The organism is Pseudomonas oryzihabitans NBRC 102199 (assembly GCF_000730625.1).
In the GTDB taxonomy this organism is placed as follows: Bacteria; Pseudomonadota; Gammaproteobacteria; order Pseudomonadales; family Pseudomonadaceae; genus Chryseomonas; species Chryseomonas oryzihabitans.
In genome coordinates this window covers 152,561-171,860 of the sequence record NZ_BBIT01000013.1, presented here as the reverse complement: position 1 = coordinate 171,860, position 19,300 = coordinate 152,561, and the positions used below count along the sequence as shown (strand labels likewise).

Annotated in this window: 22 protein-coding genes; 10 read left to right on the top strand and 12 right to left on the bottom strand. The window is 68.0% G+C overall.

The features are described from left to right. Positions 1-39 precede the first annotated feature (39 nt). From rdgB to POR01S_RS14555, 3 genes are read left to right on the top strand one after another with little or no spacing between them, the layout of a single operon-like run. Positions 40-633: an RdgB/HAM1 family non-canonical purine NTP pyrophosphatase gene (gene rdgB / locus POR01S_RS14565; RefSeq protein ID WP_042136668.1), complete on the top strand. Its 594-nt coding sequence runs from the start codon at positions 40-42 to the stop codon at positions 631-633. Then, positions 630-1,781 carry a radical SAM family heme chaperone HemW gene (gene hemW / locus POR01S_RS14560; RefSeq protein WP_042136666.1) on the top strand — a complete coding sequence of 384 codons (1,152 nt, stop codon included), beginning with the start codon at positions 630-632 and terminating at the stop codon, positions 1,779-1,781. The genes rdgB and hemW overlap by 4 nt, the downstream gene beginning before the upstream one ends. Before the next feature lie 14 nt (positions 1,782-1,795). Further along, positions 1,796-2,122 (top strand): DUF3392 family protein, encoded by a 327-nt coding sequence (locus tag POR01S_RS14555; RefSeq protein ID WP_007161657.1) that lies wholly within the window; start codon positions 1,796-1,798, stop codon positions 2,120-2,122. Here POR01S_RS14555 and POR01S_RS14550 read toward each other — a convergent pair. The 5 genes from POR01S_RS14550 to POR01S_RS14530 form a co-directional block, all read right to left on the bottom strand. Next, positions 2,119-3,852: a putative bifunctional diguanylate cyclase/phosphodiesterase gene (locus tag POR01S_RS14550; RefSeq protein WP_042136665.1), complete on the bottom strand. Its 1,734-nt coding sequence runs from the start codon at positions 3,850-3,852 to the stop codon at positions 2,119-2,121. The genes POR01S_RS14555 and POR01S_RS14550 overlap by 4 nt on opposite strands. 169 nt (positions 3,853-4,021) lie before the next feature. Next, the gene (trmB, locus tag POR01S_RS14545; RefSeq protein WP_042136663.1) at positions 4,022-4,732 is read right to left on the bottom strand and encodes a tRNA (guanosine(46)-N7)-methyltransferase TrmB; all 711 of its coding nucleotides are present in this window, start codon (positions 4,730-4,732) and stop codon (positions 4,022-4,024) included. Positions 4,733-4,800: 68 nt separating this feature from the next. Beyond that, positions 4,801-5,583, bottom strand: coding sequence for a thiazole synthase (locus tag POR01S_RS14540; RefSeq protein ID WP_042136661.1), 783 nt, complete (start codon positions 5,581-5,583; stop codon positions 4,801-4,803). A 19-nt stretch (positions 5,584-5,602) separates the two neighbouring features. Continuing rightward, a complete protein-coding gene (thiS, locus tag POR01S_RS14535; protein WP_007161653.1) occupies positions 5,603-5,803 on the bottom strand; it encodes a sulfur carrier protein ThiS in 201 nt (66 codons plus the stop codon). 93 nt (positions 5,804-5,896) lie between these two features. Next, the gene (locus tag POR01S_RS14530; protein ID WP_042136660.1) at positions 5,897-6,274 is read right to left on the bottom strand and encodes a DUF423 domain-containing protein; all 378 of its coding nucleotides are present in this window, start codon (positions 6,272-6,274) and stop codon (positions 5,897-5,899) included. A gap of 68 nt (positions 6,275-6,342) precedes the next feature. Here POR01S_RS14530 and mtgA point away from each other — a divergent pair, with 68 nt between their 5' ends. Beyond that, on the top strand, positions 6,343-7,044 hold the full coding sequence (gene mtgA, locus POR01S_RS14525; RefSeq protein WP_007161651.1) for a monofunctional biosynthetic peptidoglycan transglycosylase: 702 nt from the start codon (positions 6,343-6,345) through the stop codon (positions 7,042-7,044). Between the two features lie 447 nt (positions 7,045-7,491). Here mtgA and rpoH read toward each other — a convergent pair whose 3' ends face one another. The 4 genes from rpoH to ftsY form a co-directional block, all read right to left on the bottom strand. Continuing rightward, on the bottom strand, positions 7,492-8,346 hold the full coding sequence (gene rpoH, locus POR01S_RS14520) for an RNA polymerase sigma factor RpoH (protein ID WP_007161649.1): 855 nt from the start codon (positions 8,344-8,346) through the stop codon (positions 7,492-7,494). 161 nt (positions 8,347-8,507) lie between these two features. Beyond that, positions 8,508-9,518 (bottom strand): permease-like cell division protein FtsX, encoded by a 1,011-nt coding sequence (ftsX, locus tag POR01S_RS14515; RefSeq protein WP_007161648.1) that lies wholly within the window; start codon positions 9,516-9,518, stop codon positions 8,508-8,510. Further along, positions 9,515-10,189 carry a cell division ATP-binding protein FtsE gene (gene ftsE / locus POR01S_RS14510; protein ID WP_007161647.1) on the bottom strand — a complete coding sequence of 225 codons (675 nt, stop codon included), beginning with the start codon at positions 10,187-10,189 and terminating at the stop codon, positions 9,515-9,517. Before ftsE ends, ftsX begins: the two co-directional genes overlap by 4 nt. Then, positions 10,186-11,640, bottom strand: a complete 1,455-nt coding sequence (gene ftsY / locus POR01S_RS14505) for a signal recognition particle-docking protein FtsY (protein WP_042136657.1) — start codon at positions 11,638-11,640, stop codon at positions 10,186-10,188. The genes ftsE and ftsY overlap by 4 nt, the downstream gene beginning before the upstream one ends. A gap of 202 nt (positions 11,641-11,842) precedes the next feature. Between ftsY and POR01S_RS14500 the strand changes: the two genes are divergently transcribed. The 6 genes from POR01S_RS14500 to POR01S_RS14475 all read left to right on the top strand — a co-directional run bounded on the left by POR01S_RS14500 (position 11,843) and on the right by POR01S_RS14475 (position 17,148). After that, entirely contained in the window at positions 11,843-13,204 is a 1,362-nt protein-coding gene (locus POR01S_RS14500; protein ID WP_042136655.1) for a M16 family metallopeptidase, read from the top strand. After that, positions 13,201-14,640, top strand: coding sequence for a M16 family metallopeptidase (locus POR01S_RS14495; protein WP_042136653.1), 1,440 nt, complete (start codon positions 13,201-13,203; stop codon positions 14,638-14,640). The genes POR01S_RS14500 and POR01S_RS14495 overlap by 4 nt, the downstream gene beginning before the upstream one ends. 1 nt (position 14,641) lies before the next feature. Further along, positions 14,642-15,211, top strand: a complete 570-nt coding sequence (gene rsmD / locus POR01S_RS14490) for a 16S rRNA (guanine(966)-N(2))-methyltransferase RsmD (RefSeq protein ID WP_007161643.1) — start codon at positions 14,642-14,644, stop codon at positions 15,209-15,211. Further along, on the top strand, positions 15,208-16,212 hold the full coding sequence (locus tag POR01S_RS14485; protein WP_027602915.1) for a hydrolase: 1,005 nt from the start codon (positions 15,208-15,210) through the stop codon (positions 16,210-16,212). Before rsmD ends, POR01S_RS14485 begins: the two co-directional genes overlap by 4 nt. Positions 16,213-16,311: 99 nt before the next feature. Further along, positions 16,312-16,797, top strand: coding sequence for a pantetheine-phosphate adenylyltransferase (gene coaD, locus POR01S_RS14480; protein WP_007161641.1), 486 nt, complete (start codon positions 16,312-16,314; stop codon positions 16,795-16,797). Between the two features lie 99 nt (positions 16,798-16,896). Continuing rightward, on the top strand, positions 16,897-17,148 hold the full coding sequence (locus tag POR01S_RS14475) for a YfhL family 4Fe-4S dicluster ferredoxin (RefSeq protein ID WP_007161640.1): 252 nt from the start codon (positions 16,897-16,899) through the stop codon (positions 17,146-17,148). A gap of 23 nt (positions 17,149-17,171) precedes the next feature. On the opposite strand, the gene POR01S_RS14470 is transcribed toward POR01S_RS14475, so the two are convergent. The 3 genes from POR01S_RS14470 to POR01S_RS14460 form a co-directional block, all read right to left on the bottom strand. Then, a complete protein-coding gene (locus POR01S_RS14470) occupies positions 17,172-17,528 on the bottom strand; it encodes a hypothetical protein (RefSeq protein ID WP_027598899.1) in 357 nt (118 codons plus the stop codon). Between the two features lie 85 nt (positions 17,529-17,613). After that, on the bottom strand, positions 17,614-18,426 hold the full coding sequence (gene lgt / locus POR01S_RS14465; protein ID WP_017641011.1) for a prolipoprotein diacylglyceryl transferase: 813 nt from the start codon (positions 18,424-18,426) through the stop codon (positions 17,614-17,616). A gap of 19 nt (positions 18,427-18,445) precedes the next feature. Then, on the bottom strand, positions 18,446-19,228 hold the full coding sequence (locus tag POR01S_RS14460) for a sulfite exporter TauE/SafE family protein (RefSeq protein ID WP_042136650.1): 783 nt from the start codon (positions 19,226-19,228) through the stop codon (positions 18,446-18,448). Positions 19,229-19,300: the final 72 nt, after the last annotated feature.

The following is a 19,300-nucleotide window of genomic DNA, read 5'->3' as shown; positions in this document are numbered from 1 at the left end:
ACAATACGCCGCCCTTCTCAACGCGACGCGGAGTCTCCCATGTCCGACCTTACCGAACTGGTGCTCGCCAGCCACAACGCCGGCAAGCTCAAGGAACTCCAGGCCATGCTCGGCGACCGGGTGCGGGTGCGCTCGGTGGGTGAATTCAGCCAGGTGGAGCCCGAGGAAACCGGGCTGTCCTTTGTCGAGAACGCCATCCTCAAGGCACGCAACGCGGCGCGGCTGTCCGGTCTGCCGGCCCTGGCCGACGATTCGGGCCTGGCGGTAGACGCCCTCGGCGGCGCCCCCGGCATCTATTCCGCGCGCTACGCCGACGGCCAGGGCGATGCGGCCAACAACGCCAAGCTGCTCGAGGCCTTGAAAGAGGTGCCCGACGCCGAGCGCACCGGCCAATTCGTCTGCGTGCTGGCGCTGGTGCGTCACGCCGACGATCCGCTACCGGTCCTCTGCGAAGGCCTCTGGCCCGGGCGCATCCTGCATGCCGCCCAGGGCGAGCATGGCTTCGGCTACGATCCGCTGTTCCAGCCCGATGGCGAAGCGGTCTCCGCAGCCGAACTGGCGCCGGCGGAAAAGAACCAGCGCAGCCATCGCGCCCGCGCCATGGCCCAGCTCAAGCAACGGCTCGGCCTGTGACCCAGGTGTTCGCCCTGCCGCCACTGGCGCTCTACATCCACATCCCCTGGTGCGTGCGCAAGTGCCCCTATTGCGACTTCAACTCGCATGCGGCCGGTCCGACCCTGCCGGAAGTGGAGTACGTCGACGCCTTGCTGGCGGATCTGGACAGGGACCTGGTGCACGTCCATGGCCGCCCGCTGACCTCGATCTTCTTTGGCGGCGGCACGCCCAGTCTGTTTTCCGCCGAGGCCCTGGGGCGTCTGCTGGACGGCGTGGCCCGGCGCCTGAGCTTCGCGCCGGACATCGAGATCACCCTGGAAGCCAACCCCGGCACCTTCGAGCAGGCCAAGTTCGTCGCCTATCGCGGCCTGGGCATCAATCGGCTGTCGATCGGCATCCAGAGTTTCCAGGACGCCAAGCTCAAGGCCCTGGGGCGTATCCACGGGCGCGAGGAAGCCATCCGCGCCGCCGACCGGGCGCGCACCGCCGGTTTCGACAACTTCAACCTGGACCTCATGCACGGCCTGCCCGAGCAGAGCGTGGCCGATGCCCTCGGTGACCTGGAGCAGGCCATCGCCCTGGCGCCCACGCACCTGTCCTGGTACCAGCTGACCATGGAGCCCAACACGGTGTTCTGGAGCCAGCCGCCGGAGCTGCCCGAAGACGACACCCTCTGGGACATCCAGGAAGCCGGCCAGGCGCGGCTGACGGCCGCCGGCTACGGGCAATACGAGACCTCCGCCTATGCCCAGCCCGGGCGCCAGGCGCGGCACAATCTCAACTACTGGGGCTTCGGCGACTTCCTCGGCATCGGTGCCGGCGCCCACGCCAAGCTCAGCGCCCCGGACGGTACCCTGCTGCGCACCTGGAAGACCCGTCTGCCCAAGGACTACCTGGATCCGGCCAAGGCCTTCCAGGCCGGCGCGAAAGCTCTGGAGCCGGCCGATCTGCCCTTCGATTTCATGATGAACGCCCTGCGCCTGGTCGACGGGGTGCCCGCCGCCTGGTATCCCCAGCGGACCGGTCAGTCGCTGGACAGCCTGGCGCCGGCGCTGGCCGCGGCGCGCCGCGCCGGCCTGCTGGCCGAGGACGAGGAGCGCCTGCGCCCCACCGCCCGCGGCCAGCTGTTCCTGAACGACCTCTTGCAATCCTTTCTGCCTGACTGACGAGGAGCTCTGCCTTGGACTTCGTACTCGACCATATCGCCGACCTCTCCCGCTGGAGTCGCAGCCACCTGGACGAGGTGGCCCTGGCGGTCACCGCCACCCTGCTGGTGCTGTTCGGCAGCCAGGTCAACGCCTTCATCCAGGCGCGCCTGGGCAGCCTGCCGACCGCCGTCCGGGTCCCGGCCTTCGCCCTGGCCTGCCTGGCAATCTATGGCGCCGCCATGACCTTCCTGACCCCCTGGGTGGTCAAGGGCCTGGCGCAGTTCAACAACTACGCCCTGGCCCCGGTGCTGCTGATCGGCGTCTGCCTGCTGGGCGTGCTGGCCGAGCGGCGCGGCTAGCGGTCGGCGGCGCGGATAGCGTCCAGCAGGCACTCCAGGGATTGCGGGCGCCCCAGCAGGAAGCCCTGGAAGGTGTCCACGCCCAGGTCCTTGAGCAATTCGAACTGGGTCTGGGTTTCCACCCCTTCGGCGACGATCTGCATGTCCAGTGCGCGGCACAGGCTGACGATGCCGGCCAGCAGCTGCCGGGATCTGTCGTCGGCGTCCACCGCCAGCAGAAAGCTGCGGTCGATCTTGATGGTGTCGAAGGGCAAGCGGTGCAGATAGCCCAGCGACGAATAGCCGGTGCCGAAGTCATCCATCGCCACCCGAAAGCCCTGCTCACGCAACAGGGCCAGGCGCCGCTCCGGGGTGCCCTTCTGCAGGAACACCGACTCGGTCACCTCCAGCTCCAGGGCCCCGGGCGCGATAGCGAATTCGGTGCAGGCCGCCGCCAGGACTTCGACCAGTTCATCATCGGCCACCTGCAGCGGCGAGATGTTGACCGCCACCGGGATCTGCAGGCCGGCGTCCTGCAGGGCCCGGGCGCAACCGGCCGCGCGGCGGATGGCCAGGCGCCCGAGGGCCGAGGCCATGCCGTTCTGCTCGGCCAGGGCGACGAAGACATTGGGCGGCACGGCGCCGACGCCCGGACAATTCCAGCGCGCCAGCAACTCGGCGCTGATCATGCGCTGACGGGCATCGAACTTGGGCTGCAGCACGAAGGTGATCAGCTCGGCCTCGATGGCGCCATGCAGATGGGCCAGCAGGGTCACCTTGCTGCGCGCCTCGCTGGTCAGCTGCGGATCGTAGCAGCGCACCCGGCTCTTGCCGGCCGCCTTGGCCGCGTACATGGCGGCATCGGCGTTGCGCAGCAGGGTCTCCACATCCAGCCCCTCTTCGGGCGCCAGACTCAGGCCGATGCTGGCCGATACGCGGATATCGTGGCCGGCGATGCATTGCTGGCGACCCACCGCCTGCACCAGCTGCTCGGCCACCTGGCGGGCCTGGTCACGATCGCTCACGTCCAGCAGGGCAACGAATTCATCGCCACCCCAGCGCGCCAGCACCTCGCCGGCGCCCAGCACCTGGCGCAACTCCCGCACCAGGGCGCAGAGCAACTCGTCACCGGCCGCATGGCCCAGGGAGTCGTTGACCTCCTTGAAGCCATCGACATCGATGAACAGCACCGCCAGGTTGCCGGTCTCCTCCAGCTTCTGCAGGCGCGTCTCGAAATTCTGGTAGAAGGAGGTCCGGTTGGGCAGCTGGGTCAGGGCATCGCTCAGGGCCATGCGTTCCAGGGCCTGCTCGGCGCGCTTGCGCTCGGTGATGTCCCTCAGGCTGGCGACCACATAGCCTTCGCGATCCGCCTCGCCGGCAAAGCGGCTCAGGCTGATCTCCACCGGCGTGACGCGCTTGGCGGAGACGTGGAACTGGGCTTCGCACAGGGCATAGCCGTCGCGCTCGAAGGTGCGGATGGCCGCCTCGGGCAACTTGATGTAGTGCGACAGGTACTGGCCGCTGACACTGCGCTCCGCGCTGAGCATCAGGGCGCGCAGGGCGTCATTGGCTTCGATGATCTGACCGCTTTCGGTCAGCACGGCCATGGCGTCGCGGCAGAGGGCGAAGGCCGAGGCGATGAGGTGCAGCGAGCGTTCGGTGCGCTGCCGGGCGCTGCGTTCGACTTCGAGCCAACGCCGTACGGCGTGCAATTCGGCCGCCGGCGAGTCGGGGCGTACCAGGTCCGTCATCGGATCCGGCCTGCACGAAGGGCGGCGCGGAGCCGGTTGGCTTTCTCGGGAAGGGCTGACATCCAGATGTCTCTGTGAATTCGACTGCAACCGCCATCACAGCAGGGCAATTGGCCATCATGCCAATTGCCCTTCGGCAGCTCAAGCTCGATTCGTCAGAGATACACGGTCAGCTCTGGCGTTCGAACTTGAGATCCCAGACCCCATGCCCCAGGCGTTCGCCACGGCGCTCGAACTTGGTGATGGGTCTTTCCTCGGGGCGCGGCACATAGCCCGAGGCGTCGCCGAGATTACGGTAACCCGGGGCGGCGCTCATGATCTCGAGCATGTGTTCGGCATAGGCCTGCCAATCGGTGGCCATGTGCAGCACCCCGCCGACCTTGAGCTTCTGCCTGACCAGCTCGGCGAAGGCCGGCTGGACGATCCGCCGCTTGTGGTGGCGGCTCTTGTGCCAGGGATCGGGAAAGAACAGCAGCACCCGGTCCAGGCTGGCATCGGCCACGCACTGGCGCAGCACCTCCAGGGCATCGCAGCTGTAGACCCGCAGATTGGTCAGTCCCTGGGTCATGGCACCGTTGAGCAGCGCGCCCACGCCCGGGCGATGCACCTCGACGCCGATGAAATCCTGCTCCGGCGCGGCAGCGGCCATTTCCAGGGTGGAATGGCCCATGCCGAAGCCGATCTCGAAGGTGCGCGGCGCCTGGCGTCCGAACACCTGGTCGAAATCCCGCAGGCCGTCGGTCAGCTCCAGACCGAAGCGCGGCCAACCCTGGTCGAGACCGCGTTGCTGGCCTTCGGTCATGCGGCCGGCGCGCATCACGAAGCTCTTGATGGTGCGCCGGGGGCGGTCGGGGGTCTGGTCGTCTTGATGATCGGTCATGGCGTTATCGATAGTGGGAAAAAGAGACGCCCGGCAGAGGCCGGGCGCGTGACGGAGGGCGCCAGGTCCTAGTTGACCAGGCCATCCAGCGGCGAAGACGCCGTGGCATAGAGCTTGCGCGGCATGCGCCCGGCCAGATAGGCCAGGCGACCGGCGACGATGGCGTGCTTCATGGCTTCGGCCATCAGCACCGGCTCGCGGGCATGGGCGATGGCGCTGTTCATCAGCACCGCTTCGCAACCCAGCTCCATGGCGATGGTGGCGTCGGAGGCGGTACCCACCCCGGCATCCACCAGCACCGGCACCTTGGCCTCTTCGAGGATGATGCGCAGGTTGTAGGGGTTGCAGATGCCCAAACCCGAGCCGATCAGACCGGCTAGCGGCATGACCGCGATGCAGCCGATGGCTTCCAGCTGGCGGGCGACGATGGGGTCGTCGCTGGTGTAGACCATGACGTCGAAGCCTTCGGCGACCAGGGTTTCGGCGGCCTTGAGGGTCTCGATGACATTGGGGAACAGGGTCTTCTGGTCGGCCAGGACTTCCAGCTTGACCAGGTTGTGGCCATCGAGCAGCTCGCGCGCCAGGCGGCAGGTGCGCACCGCTTCCACCGCGTCATAGCAGCCGGCGGTGTTGGGCAGGATGGTGTAGCGCTCAGGCGAGATCACGTCGAGCAGATTGGGCTCGCCGGGCGTCTGGCCGATGTTGGTGCGGCGCACCGCCACGGTGACGATCTCGGCGCCGGAGGCCTCGATGGCCACGCGGGTCTCTTCGAGGTCACGATACTTGCCGGTACCGACCAGCAGGCGCGAGGCATAGGTACGCCCGGCCAGGGTGAAGGGAGTGTCTTTCATCTGGATTCCTCTTTCGCGGCTAGCCGCCGCCGATGGCGTGGACCACTTCCAGCCGGTCGCCGTCCGCCAGGGCGGTGGTGGCGTGCTGGCTGCGCGGCACGATGTCGAGGTTGCGTTCCACCGCCACTCGCCGTCCGGTCAGGTCGAGACGCACGAGCAGGTCGGCGACGGTGGCACCGTCCGGCAATTCAAGGGATTCGCCGTTCAACAGGATCTGCATGGCAAAGGCATCGTCACGGGGTGAGCCGGCATTCTACGCCGGTCGGGCGTTCATTGCAGCGGCGCCGGGCCGGGAACGACGGCCAGTGCGCGCTCAGAGGCTGCTCAGGCGCCAGGCGAGGATAGCCAGGCAGGCCCAGCCGGCGAGAAAGCACAGGCCGCCGAAGGGAGTGATGATGCCCAGCCGCGAGAAGCCGGTCAGCGTCAGCAGATAGAGACTGCCGGAAAACAGCAGGATGCCGGCGATGAAGAAGCCACCGGCCCAGGCCACCAGGCGCCCCTGGAAGTGCAGCGACAGCAGGGCGACGCCAAACAGCGCCAGGGCGTGGATGAGCTGATAGAGCACGCCGGTCTGGAACACCGCGAGGTAGTCGGCGGTGAGCCGGCCCTTGAGTCCGTGGGCGGCGAAGGCGCCGAGTCCGACACCGGTGAAGCCGGCCAGGGCCGCGAACAGCAGGAAGAAACGCAACATGGGTTTTACCGGGCGATGGGAGAGAAGCGCTGGTTATAATGGCCCGCTAACCGCCAAAGACCAAGCCGATGCTGCTCACCCTCCTCCGCCGTCTCCTGCGTATCGCCCTCTGGTTCGCCGCCCTCAGCGCCGCCCTGGTGCTGATCCTGCGCTGGGTCCCGCCGCCGGGCAGCATGCTGATGGTGGAGCGCAAGGTCGAATCCTGGATCGACGGCAAGCCCATCGATCTGCAGCGCGACTGGCGGCCCTGGAAGGAACTGCCGGACGATCTCAAGATGGCGGTGATCGCCGGTGAAGACCAGCACTTCGCCGAGCACTGGGGCTTCGACATGGCGGCGATCCGCCAGGCCTTCAGCCACAATGAAGCCGGCGGCTCCCTGCGCGGCGCCAGTACCATCAGCCAGCAGACCGCCAAGAATCTCTTTCTCTGGAGCGGCCGCAGCTATCTACGCAAGGCCTTCGAAGCCTGGTTCACCGTGCTGCTGGAAACCTTCTGGTCCAAGCAGCGCATTCTCGAGGTCTATCTCAACAGCGTGGAATGGGACGACGGCGTGTTCGGCGCCGAGGCCGCGGCCCGCCACCATTTCGGCATAGGCGCGCCCTATCTCTCCGACCGCCAGGCCAGCCTCCTGGCCGCAGTGCTGCCCAATCCTCGCGAATGGAGCCCGAGCCGCCCCAGCGCCTACGTCGCCGAACGCGCCGCCTGGATCCGCCAGCAGGAACGCCAGCTGGGCGGCAGCGACTACCTGCGGCGAATGACCGGGCAGTAGCGTGGAAAACGGCGCAGTCTTTTCCACGAGATACCCGACGCGCTGCCTACAGGACGCTAACGCTAACGCGTGGAAAACACTGCGCGGTTTTCCACCCTACCCGCGTTCGATCGCGGCCATGGGCCGCTCCTACGGACTACCGGCATTTCTAGCAGCGGCCGCATGGAGAGCACCTATGTCGCCGAACCTGCCGCCTGGGTTCGCCAGTTGGGCAGCAGCAACTATCTGCAGCGGATGACCGGGCAGTAGCGTGGAAAACGCTGCACTGTTTCCCACCCTACCGACTCAATCGCAGCCATAGGCCGCTCCTACAGAATATCCGGCTGCTGTAGGAGCGGCCCATGGCCGCGATAGCGCTGGACCGGCCTGTACTTTGGGTCACAACAGGCGACTTCGCAGGCAAAAAAAACCGCACCCCAGGGTGCGGTTCTTCGAGCAGAGCCCGGATCAGGCGGCGATGTTGCCCTTGAGCTTGTTCATCGCGTTCTTCTCCAGCTGACGAATACGTTCCGCCGAGACGTTGTACTTGGCCGCCAGTTCGTGCAGCGTCGCCTTTTCTTCGGCCAGCCAGCGCTGGTAGAGGATGTCGCGGCTGCGGTCGTCCAGGCGCTCCAGGGCCTCGTGCAGATTGGCCGTGGAGCTGTCGGTCCAGTCGGCTTCCTCCAGCTGACGCGCCGGATCGTAACGGCTGTCTTCCAGGTACTGGGCCGGCGACTGATAGGCCGCGTCGTCATCGGCATCGCTGGCCGGGTCGAAGGCCATGTCATGGCCGGTCAGACGGCTTTCCATCTCGCGCACTTCCCGGGGCTCGACGCCCAGGGTTTCGGCCACGCGATGGACCTCGTCGTTGTTCAGCCAGGCCAGCCGCTTCTTCTGGCTGCGCAGGTTGAAGAACAGCTTGCGCTGCGCCTTGGTGGTGGCGACCTTGACGATCCGCCAGTTGCGCAGGATGAATTCGTGGATTTCGGCCTTGATCCAGTGCACGGCAAAGGACACCAGGCGTACGCCCATTTCGGGATTGAAGCGCTTCACGGCCTTCATCAGGCCGACGTTGCCTTCCTGGATCAGGTCGGCCTGGGCCAGACCATAGCCGGAATAGCTCTTGGCGATATGCACCACGAAACGCAGATGCGCGAGCACCAACTGCCGGGCGGCCTCGACGTCTTCCTTGTAGAAGAGGCGCTCGGCCAGTTCACGCTCCCGCTCCGGAGTGAGCAGCGGAATGCTGTTCACCGAATGCACATAGGCTTCCAGGCTGGCGCCGGGAACCAATGTAGGAACAGGTTGCAACGAAGTGGTCATGCGAATCCTCCGATTCACTAAGCACTGGGCAGTCTAACACTGATTTTTTGGACAGCGCCAGACTAGCCGAGGTTCCCTTAACCCCAGCTGAAAACTACCGTGAAAGCCGTGTGCCATCAGGGGTTTAGACCGTTTCCGGAGGTTTCGGAAACGGCCGTTCGTCAGCGCGGGGCGAGTTCGCGCAAATGACGGGCAACCGCCAGCCAGGCGCCGATGTAGCCGAGCAGCACCGCACCGATCAGCAGTTGCAGCCCGTCCTCGAGGGCGACGCTGCCCAGGGCGAAATCGCTGCCGTAGAGGCCGGCCAGATCCAGCACCGCGGCGTTCAGCCAGTTCAGGCCGAACACCAGCAGGGCCCAGGCGGCGATGCCGGCGCCCAGGCCGAACAGCGCCCCCATGTAGAGGAAGGGCCGACGCACGTAGCCGTCGGTACCGCCCACCAGCTTGACCACCTCGATCTCGGTGCGGCGATTCTCGATGGCCAGGCGAATGGTGTTCCCGATCACCAGCAGCAAGGCGATCACCAGCACCACGGTCAGGCCGAAGACGAAGCGCTCGCCGAGCTTGAGGATGGCGGTGAGGCGCTCGACCCACTGCATGTCTAGCTGCACCTGCTGCACGCCGTTCATCTCGGCCAGCTGGCTGCGCAGCATGTCGAGGCGACTCTTGTCGATTTCCTTGGGGGTCACGGCGATCACGCCGGGCAGCGGATTCTGCGGCAATTCGCGCAGCGCCTCACCGAGGCCGGCGTCCTGTTGCAATTCCTTCAGGGCGTCGTCCGGGCTGATCCAGCGTGCCTCGGCGACATCGGGCAGGACCTTGATCTGGCTCATCAGCACCTCGGCCTGGTCCTGACCGGTGCGCAGGTCGAGGAACACCGAGATCTGCGCCGCACGCTGCCAGGAGCCACCCAGGCGCTCGACGTTCTTCAGCAGCAGCGACACGCCCATGGGCAGCGCCAGGGCGATGCCCATCACCAGACAGGTGAGGAAGGTGCCTATGGGCTGCTGCACCATGCGCCTGAGGCTGTCCCTCAGACCGGTGCGGTGGGCTTCGAGGTAGGCATGCAGCGGGCTGCGCCAGTCGCTCTTGGGTTTCTTCGGGGCCTGGCGCTGCGGACGCTGGGGCTTGCCGCCCTGTTCCTGGCCACGGGGCAGTTCGGTGGCGCTCATGGCTGGCTCTCCTCTTCGTCGCCGATCAGGCGGCCGCGCTGCAGGGTCAGCATGCGATGGTGCAGCCGGGCGATGAGGGCATGGTCGTGACTGGCGATCAGCACCGTGGTGCCGAGGCTGTTGATGTCCTCGAAGACGCCCATGATCTCCGAGGCCAGGCGCGGATCGAGGTTGCCGGTGGGTTCGTCGGCGAGCAGCAGGGCCGGCCGATGCACCACGGCGCGGGCGATGCCAACCCGCTGCTGCTGGCCGGTGGAGAGCTCGGCCGGATAGTCGTCGAGCTTGTCCTTGAGGCTGACCCGCTCCAGCGCCGCGGCCACGCGCTTGGCGATCTCGGGCTTGGACAGGCCGAGGATCTGCAGCGGCAGGGCGACGTTGTCGAACACGGTGCGGTCATAGAGCAACTGATGGTTCTGGAAGACCACGCCGATCTGCCGGCGCAGAAAGGGAATCTGCGCATTGGTGATGCGCGAGATGTCCTGGCCGGCCAGGGTCAGCTTGCCGCCGGTGGGCCTTTCCATGGCCAGGATCAGCCGCATCAGGGTGCTCTTGCCGGCGCCGGAATGCCCGGTGACGAAGAGGATCTCGCCGCGTTCGGCACGGAAGCTCAGTTCCTGCAGGCCGACGTGACCGTTGGGATAGCGCTTGGAGACGCGGTCGAACTGGATCATGAGACGCCCCGCTCCGCGAACAGGGCCTGGACGAAGGGCCGCGCTTCGAAGGGCCGCAGGTCGTCGATACTCTCGCCGACGCCGACATAGCGGATCGGCAGGGCGCTCTGCTTGGCCAGGGCGAAGATCACCCCGCCCTTGGCGGTGCCGTCGAGCTTGGTCAGCGCCAGGCCGGTCAGGGGCACGGCGTTGTGGAATTGCTTGGCCTGGTTGAGGGCGTTCTGGCCGGTACCGGCGTCCAGCACCAGCAGGGTCTCGTGGGGCGCCGCCTCGTCCAGCTTGCCGATCACCCGGCGCACCTTGCGCAGCTCCTCCATGAGGTTGTCCTTGGTGTGCAGCCGGCCGGCAGTGTCAGCGATCAGCACATCGATGCCGCGGGCCTTGGCCGCCTGGACGGCGTCGAAGATCACCGAGGCGGAATCGGCGCCGGTGTGCTGGGCGATCACCGGGATGCGGTTGCGCTCGCCCCAGACCTGCAGCTGCTCGACCGCTGCGGCACGGAAGGTGTCGCCGGCCGCCAGCATGACCTTCTTGCCTTCGTTCTGCAGCCGCTTGGCCAGCTTGCCGATGGTGGTGGTCTTGCCGGCGCCGTTCACGCCGACAACCAGGATGACATAGGGCTTGTGCGAGGTATCGATCACCAGGGGCTGTTCCACCGGCAGCAGCATCTCGGTGAGCTCCTGCTGCAGCGCCTGATAGAGCGCCTCGCTGTCGGCCAGCTGCTTGCGCGCCACCTTCTGGGTCAGGTTGCGCATGATGACGCCGGTGGCCTCGACGCCGACGTCGGCGGTCAGCAGGCGGGTCTCCAGCTCTTCGAGCAGGTCGTCGTCGATGGCTTTCTTGCCGAGGAACAGACTGGCCATACCTTCGCCGAGACTGGCGCTGGTCTTGGACAGGCCCTGGCGCAAGCGGGCGAAGAAGCCCAGCTTGGCCGGTTCGGCCGGGGTGGCGGCGACAGCGGGTGGAGCGGGTTCGGGTTCGGGCGCAACCACCTCGGGCTCAGGACGGACCGGGGCGACGGGCGCAACGGGTACGACCGGGGCGGGAGCAGGCTCAGGCACCGGCATAACCGGAGGCAGCGGCGCGACCGGCACAGCCACTGGTTCGGGCTCGGGCTCCGGCTCGGGCGCCCTAGCCGGCTCGACCTCGACCGGAGGCACGATGGGATCGGCCACCAGCGGCTCGACCAGCGCCGTGAGCGCCACCGGCGACGGCGCCTCCTCTTCGGCGACCGGCACCGGGGTCAGCGAGGGAATCGCCTCCGGCGGTTCGGGCACCGGCTCCGGGTGCTGCACCGGCTCGCTGGCCAGCGGCTCGGGCAGGCGCTCCTCGGCTTCAGGCGCGGGGGCTTCGGCAGGCGTCTCTACGGGTTCGGCAGTCTTCTTGCGGAACCAGCCGAACAGGCCTTTCTTCTCCGTGGGGGGAGACTTCTTGTCGTCGGATCCAAACATGCGGGGCTCTGTATCGAACGGACGAACCGGCTGCGGGAGCTCCGCCAGGCGGGGCTCGACCGTCAGGCATGGCCGTCGGGAAAAGGGATGCGTATCCTAGCAGCCTGCCGGGCGGAAGACCTCCCCGTCGGCGAAAAACGCGCGACCGTCCCCAGGACGCAGCCGCTTCGTCCCCTACCGCGCTACAAGGCCTGCTCTCGCGATGCCCGCCTCCCGCTCCCGTCGGACCGCCCTGGTCGTCCTGCTCAGCCTGCTCCCCGCCTTCGCCCTGGCCACGGCCAGCCGGCAGAACACCGAGGAATTCACCCTCGACAACGGCCTCAAGCTGGTGGTCCGCGAAGATCACCGGGCGCCGGTCGCCGTGGTGCAACTCTGGTACCGCGTGGGTTCGAGCCTGGAGGCGCCCGGGGCGACCGGCCTGTCCCATGCTCTGGAACACCTGATGTTCAAGGGCAGCCGCAAGCTCGGTGCCGGCGAGGCCTCGCACCTGCTGCGCGACCTTGGCGCCGAGGAAAACGCCTTCACCACCGACGACTACACCGTCTATTACCAGCTGCTCGCCCGCGATCGCCTGCCCGTGGCCCTGGAGCTGGAAGCCGATCGCATGCAGCACCTGCGCCTGGAACCGGACGAAGTCAGCCGCGAGCTGGAAGTCATCAAGGAAGAACGCCGGCTGCGCACCGATGACCGGCCCGAGGCGCTGTCCTTCGAGCGCTTCAAGGCCGCCGCCTACCCGGCCAGCGGCTACCGCAACCCCACCATCGGCTGGCCCCAGGATCTGCAGCGCCTCGGTGTGGACGACCTGCGTCGCTGGTATCAGACCTGGTACGCACCCAACAACGCCACCCTGGTGGTGGTCGGCGATGTCGAACCCCAGGCAATCCGCGCCGAGGTGCAGCGCTGGTTCGGCGGCATTCCCCGCAGCGACCTGCCCGCGCCGCGGCGACCGCTGGAATTGCCGGCGCCGGGCGAGCGGCGCCTGGCCCTGCAGGCCCGCGAACTGCCCAGCCTGCTGATGGCCTTCAACGTGCCCAGCCTGGCCACCGCTGCCCAGCCGCGCGATGCCTATGCGCTGCAATTGCTGGCCGCCCTGCTCAGCGGCGGTTCGGGGGCGCGCCTGCCCAGCCGTCTCGAACGCGGCGCGGAAGTGGCCAGCAGCGTGCGCGCCGCCTATGGCGCCTACACCCGTGGTGACAGCCTCTTCCTGCTCAGCGGCACCCCCAACACCCCGCGCGGCAAGACCCTCGATCAGCTGGAAGCGGCCTTCTGGGCGCAACTGGAGCTGCTCAAGCGCGAGCCGCCCAGCACCGAGGAGCTGGCCCGCGTCCGCGCCCTGCTGGTGGCCGGGCTGGTCTATGGCCGCGACTCCATCACTGCCCAGGCCAGCAGCATCGGCCAGCTGGAAAGCGTCGGCCTCGGCTGGCGCCAGGGGGATCGGCTGCTCGACGAACTGGGCCGGGTCACCCCCGACGACCTGCGCCGGGTGGCCCGCACCTACTTCACCCGCGAGCGCCTGACCCTGGCCCAGCTCGAGCCCGCAGCCACCGCGGAGAATCGTCCATGAAGCCGCTGCTCTGGCTGTCGCTGTGCCTGCTCGCGGGCTGCCAGTCCCCTACCCCGGTCGGCGATCTGGCGCGCGCCTATCCGGCTGTAGACAGTCTCAAGACGCTCAAGGACGCGCCGCCCCTGGGACGCCAGCTGGACATCCAGCGCTGGCGCACCGCCGAGGGCGCCCAGGTGCTGTTCGTGCCGGCGCCGGAATTGACGATGTTCGACGTGCGCCTGATCTTTGCCGCCGGCAGCAGCCAGGATGGCGCCACCCCGGGCCTGGCCATGCTGACCAACGGCCTGCTCAACGAAGGCACCCCGGGACGCGATGCCGGCGCCATCGCCGATGGCTTCGAGCGCCTGGGCGCCGACTTCAGCAACGGCGCCTATCGTGACCAGGCGGTGGCCGGCCTGCGCACCCTCGCCGATCCGGCCCACAGCGAACCGGCCCTGGCGCTGCTGGCCGACGTGGTGGGTCGCCCGACCTTTCCCGCCGAGGCCATCCAGCGCATCCGCGACCAGCTGCTGACGCTGATCGCCGCCAGCCGTCGCGAACCGGCGAACCTGGCGGGTGAGGCGCTGCAGGAACGCCTCTACGGCGACCACCCCTATGCCCATTCGCCGCGGGGCACGGCCGCTGGCCTGGCCCGCCTGGACGCGGCCAGCCTCAGGGCCTTCCATGCCCGCGCCTATGCCGCCGGCAATGCCGTGATCGCCCTTACCGGCGATCTGGATCGGACCCGCGCCGAGCAGATCGCCGCCCAGCTGTCGCGCGCCCTGCCCCGCGGTCCGGCCCTGCCGCCGCTGCCCGTGCCGGCTCCCGCCGCACCGGCGCGGGTGCAGCTGGAGGTCCCGGCCCAGCAGACCCGCCTGCTGCTCGGTCAGCTCGGCATCACCCGCCGCGATCCCGACTACGCCGCCCTCTTCGTCGGCAACCAGATCCTCGGCGGTGGCGGTTTCGGCAGTCGACTGATGACCGAATTGCGCGAACGCCGCGGTCTCACCTACGGCGTCAGCTCGGGCTTCACCCCCATGCGTCAGCCGGGTCCCTTCACCATCGGCCTGCAGACCCGCGCCGAACTGGGCGATGCCACCCTGGCGCTGGTCCGCGACCTGCTGCGCGACTACCTGGCCCAGGGTCCCACCCAGGCCGAACTGGACCGCGCCAAGCGACAGATCGAAGGCAGCTTCCCGCTGGCCAACGCCAGCAACGGCGCCATCGTCGCCCAGCTGGGCAACATCGGCTTCTACGACCTGCCCAGCAGCTACCTGGACGACTTCCTCCAGCAGGTCCGCCGCCTGACGGTGGAACAGGTGCATGCGGCCCTGCAGCGCCACCTCGATCCCGAGCGCTTCGTCGTGGTCAGCGCCGGCCCGCGGGTCGCCCAGCAGCCGCTGCCGCCCCCCCGCCCTCTTCCCAACCTGCCGCCCAGCGGCGTTCCGGAGCACTAGCATGGCCCAGAAGACCGCCAACCAACTACGCATCATCGGTGGCGACTGGCGCAGCCGGCGCTTCGTCTTTCCCGATGCCCTGGGCCTGAGGCCCACCCCGGATCGGGTTCGCGAGACCCTGTTCAACTGGCTGGCCGCCGTCACCCCGGGCGCGCGGGTGCTGGACCCCTTCGCCGGCAGCGGCGCGCTGCTGCTGGAAGCCCTCTCCCGCGGCGCCGGCCAGGCGCTGGCCTTCGACCTCAATGCCCAGGCCGCCACTGCCCTGCGCGGCCATCTGCAGACCCTGGGCTGCGCCCAAGCCGAGGTGCGCCAGACCGACGCCCTGCAGGCCCTGGTTAAGCCGGCGGAAGCGCCCTTCGACCTGGTGTTTCTCGATCCGCCCTTTGGCAAGGAGCTGCTGGAGCCGGCCTGCGCGGCCCTGGAAGCCCAGGGCTGGCTGGCTGCGGACGCCTGGATCTACACCGAGAGCGAGACCCAGCCCTCGCGCCTGACGCTGCCCGCGACCTGGCAACTGCACCGCGAGAAGAAGACCGGCAACGTCCACTACGCCCTCTGGCACCGCCAGGCGTGACCAGCACGCCCTTCAAGCCGGCGCGCTGGCTGCCCGGCCCGCACCTGCAGACCCTCTGGGGCTCACTGTGGCGCCGCCTGCCGCCCATCACCCGGCCGCGGGAACGACTGTGGCTGGAGGACGGCGACTTCCTCGATCTGGACTGGTACAACGCCGAGGATCCGCGGGCACCACTGGTGCTGATCGCCCACGGCCTGACCGGCAGCTCCGGCTCCCACTATGTGCTCGGCCTGCAATTCGCCCTGGCCGCCCGCGGCTGGGCCAGCGTCGGCCTCAACTGGCGCGGCTGCTCCGGCGAACCCAACCGCCTGCCACGTGGCTATCACTCCGGCGTCAGCGAAGACCTGGCCGCGGTGGTGCGCCACCTGCAAACCAGTCGTCCGGACGCGCCACTGTATGGCGTGGGCTTTTCCTTGGGCGGTAACGTGCTGCTCAAGTACCTGGGCGAGCGGGGCGAGCACAGCGGCCTGCAGGCGGCCGCTGCGGTCTCGGTACCCTTTCGCCTGGACCTCTGCGCCGATCGCATCGGCATCGGCTTCTCGCGCATCTATCAGCGGCACTTCATCCGCGAACTGGCGCGCTATGTGCGCGACAAGCAGGCGCTGTTCGACCGCGACCTTCACCCCGAACAGCACGAGATCCTCGCGCGCCTGGGGCCGCCCGAGGGACTCAAGACCTTCTGGGACTTCGACGATCGCTACACCGCGCCCCTGCACGGCTTTCGCGATGCCCGGGACTACTACCGCCAGGCCTCCAGCCGCTACTACCTGGGGGGTATCCGCATCCCCACGCTGCTGATCCAGGCCGAGGACGACCCCTTCATCGGCACCGACGCCCTGCCCGCCCGCGCCGAACTGGCGCCCGACACCCTGTTCGAGCGCCTGCCCCATGGCGGCCATGTCGGCTTCGTCGGCGGCCCCTTCCACGATCCGGACTACTACCTGGAAAGACGCATCCCCGACTGGCTGGTCAGCCAGCGGGCAGCGCCATCCGGCCGATAAACGCCCACGGGTCGGCGATCCCGGCGGCTGTCGCCTTGGCCTCACTCCGCCCCTGAGCTACCATCCAAGCCCCAACAGCTTCGCCCCCAGGACAGCGTCATGAACCGAGTGCTATACCCCGGCACCTTCGACCCCATCACCAAGGGCCATGGCGACCTGGTGGAGCGCGCCTCGCGGCTGTTCGACGAAGTCGTGGTGGCGGTGGCGGCCAGCCCCAAGAAGAATCCGCTGTTTCCGCTGGAGCGCCGGGTCGAGCTGGCCAAGGCGGTGACCGCGCACCTGCCCAATGTCGAGGTGATCGGCTTCAGCTGCCTGCTGGCCACCCTGGTGGAGCAGCAGAAGGCGACCATCATCCTGCGCGGCCTGCGCGCGGTGTCGGATTTCGAATTCGAATTCCAGCTGGCCAACATGAACCGGGTGCTGGCGCCCCAGGCGGAAAGCATGTTCCTGACCCCGTCGGAACACTACTCCTACCTGTCTTCCACCCTGGTGCGGGAGATCGCGGCGCTCGGCGGCGACGTGACCAAGTTCGTCCATCCCACCGTGCATCAGGCGCTGCTGGAGCGTTTTGCCCCGGCCAGCTGATTAACCCCAAGGACTGTCGGGTGCAGCCGGCGCGCGGATGGGGCAAAATGCGCGCCTGACTTTTGGATCGCTGCGCGTTCGCGCAGCGTGGAGCCGACGATGTCCCTCATCATTACCGACGATTGCATCAACTGCGACGTGTGCGAGCCCGAGTGCCCGAACGGCGCCATCTCCCAGGGTGCGGAGATCTACGTGATCGATCCGAACCTGTGCACCGAGTGCGTGGGCCACTACGACGAACCCCAGTGCCAGCAGGTCTGCCCGGTGGACTGCATCCCCCTCGACGAGAACCATGTCGAGACCAAGGAGCAGCTGCACGACAAGTATCTGAAGATCAGCGGCCAGGCCTGAGCGGCCAGGCCCGGCGCCAGGGCCTATTCGGTACGCCCGTACCCGCTCTGGGTACAGCCCAGGCAGCGCACGAAGGCCGCCTTGCCCGGCTCGACCACCAGCGCCTTGCCGGCCTTGCCGATGTTACCGCCGGCGGCGGTGAACGGCAGACTGACCACGAAAGCCCCCGCACCGATCACGGTCGCGGCGATCAGCAGCGGCCGCGCGATCAGCAGGTCGCCGATCATGGAAAAGGCAGCGGGTGCCTGGGCTTCACCGAACGCCTGGTCGGCGGTCTGATATTCGGTGACTTCACCCTGAGCCTGCTGCGCCTGCGCCGGCAAGACCTGCATCGTCAGGGCCAGCGCCAGCACGGCAGCCAGGCTACGGAACGGATTCATACGGCTGATCCCTTGCGCGGTTGTGATGGTGGTCCCTGAACTATAACAGGCCGCCCGCACTTGTCATGCGGGGGGACCTCAGACGTCATTCGGCGCGGACGACCGGCTGCGGCGCGCGGCGATGGGCATAGACCATCAGCGCGATGCCGCCGAGCACCATGGGCACGCAGAGCACCTGCCCCATGGTCAGCCAGCCCCAGGCCAGATAGCCGAGCTGGGCGTCGGGCACCCGGACGAATTCGACGATGAAGCGGAAGATGCCGTAGCAGAGCACGAACAGGCCGGACACGGCCATGGTCGGCCGCGGCTTGCGCGAGTACAGCCAGAGGATCACGAACAGCGCCACCCCTTCCAGGGCGAACTGGTAGAGCTGCGAGGGATGGCGTGGCAGCTGGGCCGGATCGCTGTAGGGCGGAAAGATCATCGCCCAGGGCACGTCGGTGGGCTTGCCCCAGAGTTCGGCGTTGATGAAGTTGCCGATGCGGCCGGCACCGAGGCCGATGGGTACCAGCGGCGCAATGAAGTCCATCAGTTCGAAGAAGCCCTTGTTGTGGCGCTTGCCGAACCACCAGACCGCCAGGATCACCCCGAGCAGGCCGCCGTGGAAGGACATGCCGCCCTTCCAGACCTCGAAGATCAGCGTCGGATTGGCGATGTATTCCGCCAGGTTGTAGAACAGCACGTAGCCGAGTCGCCCGCCGGCGATGACCCCCAGCGCCACCCAGAACACCAGATCGGACAGGGTCTCGCTGGTCCAGCGCGGATCGAAGCGATTGAGTCGCCGCTTGGCCAGCCACCAGGCGCCACCGATCCCCACCAGGTACATGAGGCCGTACCAGTGGATCTTCAGCGGCCCCAGCGACAGGGCCACCGGGTCTATTTGCGGATACGGCAGCATGGTGCCTCCTTGAAAGGGGTCAGAGTAAGAAATTAAGACCGACGCCGAACAGCAACAGGGCGAACAGGCGCTTGAGCAGCCGGGGCGACAGGCGATGGGCCAGCCGCGCACCGAAACGGGCCGAGAACATGCTGGTCAGGGCGATACCCAGCAAGGCCGGCAGATAGACATAGCCCAGACTCCAGGCGGGCAGACCCGGCTGCTGCCAGCCGACCAGGATGAAGGACAGCGCCCCGGACAGGGCGATGGGCAGGCCGCAGGCCGCCGAGGTGGCCACCGCCTGCTGCATGCTCAGGCTGCGCCAGATCAGGAAGGGTACGGTGAGCGAGCCGCCGCCGATGCCGAAGATGGCCGAGGCCCAGCCGATCACCACCCCGGCCACCGTCAGCGCCGGCTTGCCGGGTTCGCCGGCCTGGGCCCTGGGGCGCAGGTCCAGCGCCAGCTGGATGGCGATGAGGATGGCGAAGGTGCCGATGATCTTCTGCAGCAGCGGGCCGTGGATGGCGGCGGCGGTCAGGGCGCCCAGGGCGCTGCCGAAAACGATGCCCAGGGCCATCCAGGCGAACAGCCGCCAACGCACGGCGCCGAGTCGGTGGTGGGCCCAGACGGAATTGAGCGAGGTGAAGACGATGGTGGCCAGCGAGGTACCCACCGCCAGGTGGGTGAGGATGTCCGGATCGAGGCCCTGGGCGGTAAAGCTGTAGACCAGCACCGGCACGATGATCAGGCCGCCGCCGACCCCGAACAGACCGGCCAGCAGCCCGGCGCAGACGCCGAGCACCAGGAAGAGCAAGAGATCCATCATCACCTCGGGCGCAGGAGGCGGCATGGTACGCCGCTGCCTGCCCGGCGGGAAGCGGCCTTCCCGCCGGGC

Bases quoted from the DNA above. Each gene is read 5' to 3' on its own strand.
- rdgB (WP_042136668.1), top strand. From the start codon at position 40: ATGTCCGACCTTACCGAACTGGTGCTCGCCAGCCACAACGCCGGCAAG.
- POR01S_RS14550 (WP_042136665.1), bottom strand. From the start codon at position 3,852: ATGACGGACCTGGTACGCCCCGACTCGCCGGCGGCCGAATTGCACGCC.
- trmB (WP_042136663.1), bottom strand. From the start codon at position 4,732: ATGACCGATCATCAAGACGACCAGACCCCCGACCGCCCCCGGCGCACC.
- POR01S_RS14540 (WP_042136661.1), bottom strand. From the start codon at position 5,583: ATGAAAGACACTCCCTTCACCCTGGCCGGGCGTACCTATGCCTCGCGC.
- thiS (WP_007161653.1), bottom strand. From the start codon at position 5,803: ATGCAGATCCTGTTGAACGGCGAATCCCTTGAATTGCCGGACGGTGCC.
- POR01S_RS14530 (WP_042136660.1), bottom strand. From the start codon at position 6,274: ATGTTGCGTTTCTTCCTGCTGTTCGCGGCCCTGGCCGGCTTCACCGGT.
- mtgA (WP_007161651.1), top strand. From the start codon at position 6,343: ATGCTGCTCACCCTCCTCCGCCGTCTCCTGCGTATCGCCCTCTGGTTC.
- rpoH (WP_007161649.1), bottom strand. From the start codon at position 8,346: ATGACCACTTCGTTGCAACCTGTTCCTACATTGGTTCCCGGCGCCAGC.
- ftsX (WP_007161648.1), bottom strand. From the start codon at position 9,518: ATGAGCGCCACCGAACTGCCCCGTGGCCAGGAACAGGGCGGCAAGCCC.
- ftsE (WP_007161647.1), bottom strand. From the start codon at position 10,189: ATGATCCAGTTCGACCGCGTCTCCAAGCGCTATCCCAACGGTCACGTC.
- ftsY (WP_042136657.1), bottom strand. From the start codon at position 11,640: ATGTTTGGATCCGACGACAAGAAGTCTCCCCCCACGGAGAAGAAAGGC.
- POR01S_RS14500 (WP_042136655.1), top strand. From the start codon at position 11,843: ATGCCCGCCTCCCGCTCCCGTCGGACCGCCCTGGTCGTCCTGCTCAGC.
- POR01S_RS14495 (WP_042136653.1), top strand. From the start codon at position 13,201: ATGAAGCCGCTGCTCTGGCTGTCGCTGTGCCTGCTCGCGGGCTGCCAG.
- rsmD (WP_007161643.1), top strand. From the start codon at position 14,642: ATGGCCCAGAAGACCGCCAACCAACTACGCATCATCGGTGGCGACTGG.
- coaD (WP_007161641.1), top strand. From the start codon at position 16,312: ATGAACCGAGTGCTATACCCCGGCACCTTCGACCCCATCACCAAGGGC.
- POR01S_RS14475 (WP_007161640.1), top strand. From the start codon at position 16,897: ATGTCCCTCATCATTACCGACGATTGCATCAACTGCGACGTGTGCGAG.
- POR01S_RS14470 (WP_027598899.1), bottom strand. From the start codon at position 17,528: ATGAATCCGTTCCGTAGCCTGGCTGCCGTGCTGGCGCTGGCCCTGACG.
- lgt (WP_017641011.1), bottom strand. From the start codon at position 18,426: ATGCTGCCGTATCCGCAAATAGACCCGGTGGCCCTGTCGCTGGGGCCG.
- POR01S_RS14460 (WP_042136650.1), bottom strand. From the start codon at position 19,228: ATGGATCTCTTGCTCTTCCTGGTGCTCGGCGTCTGCGCCGGGCTGCTG.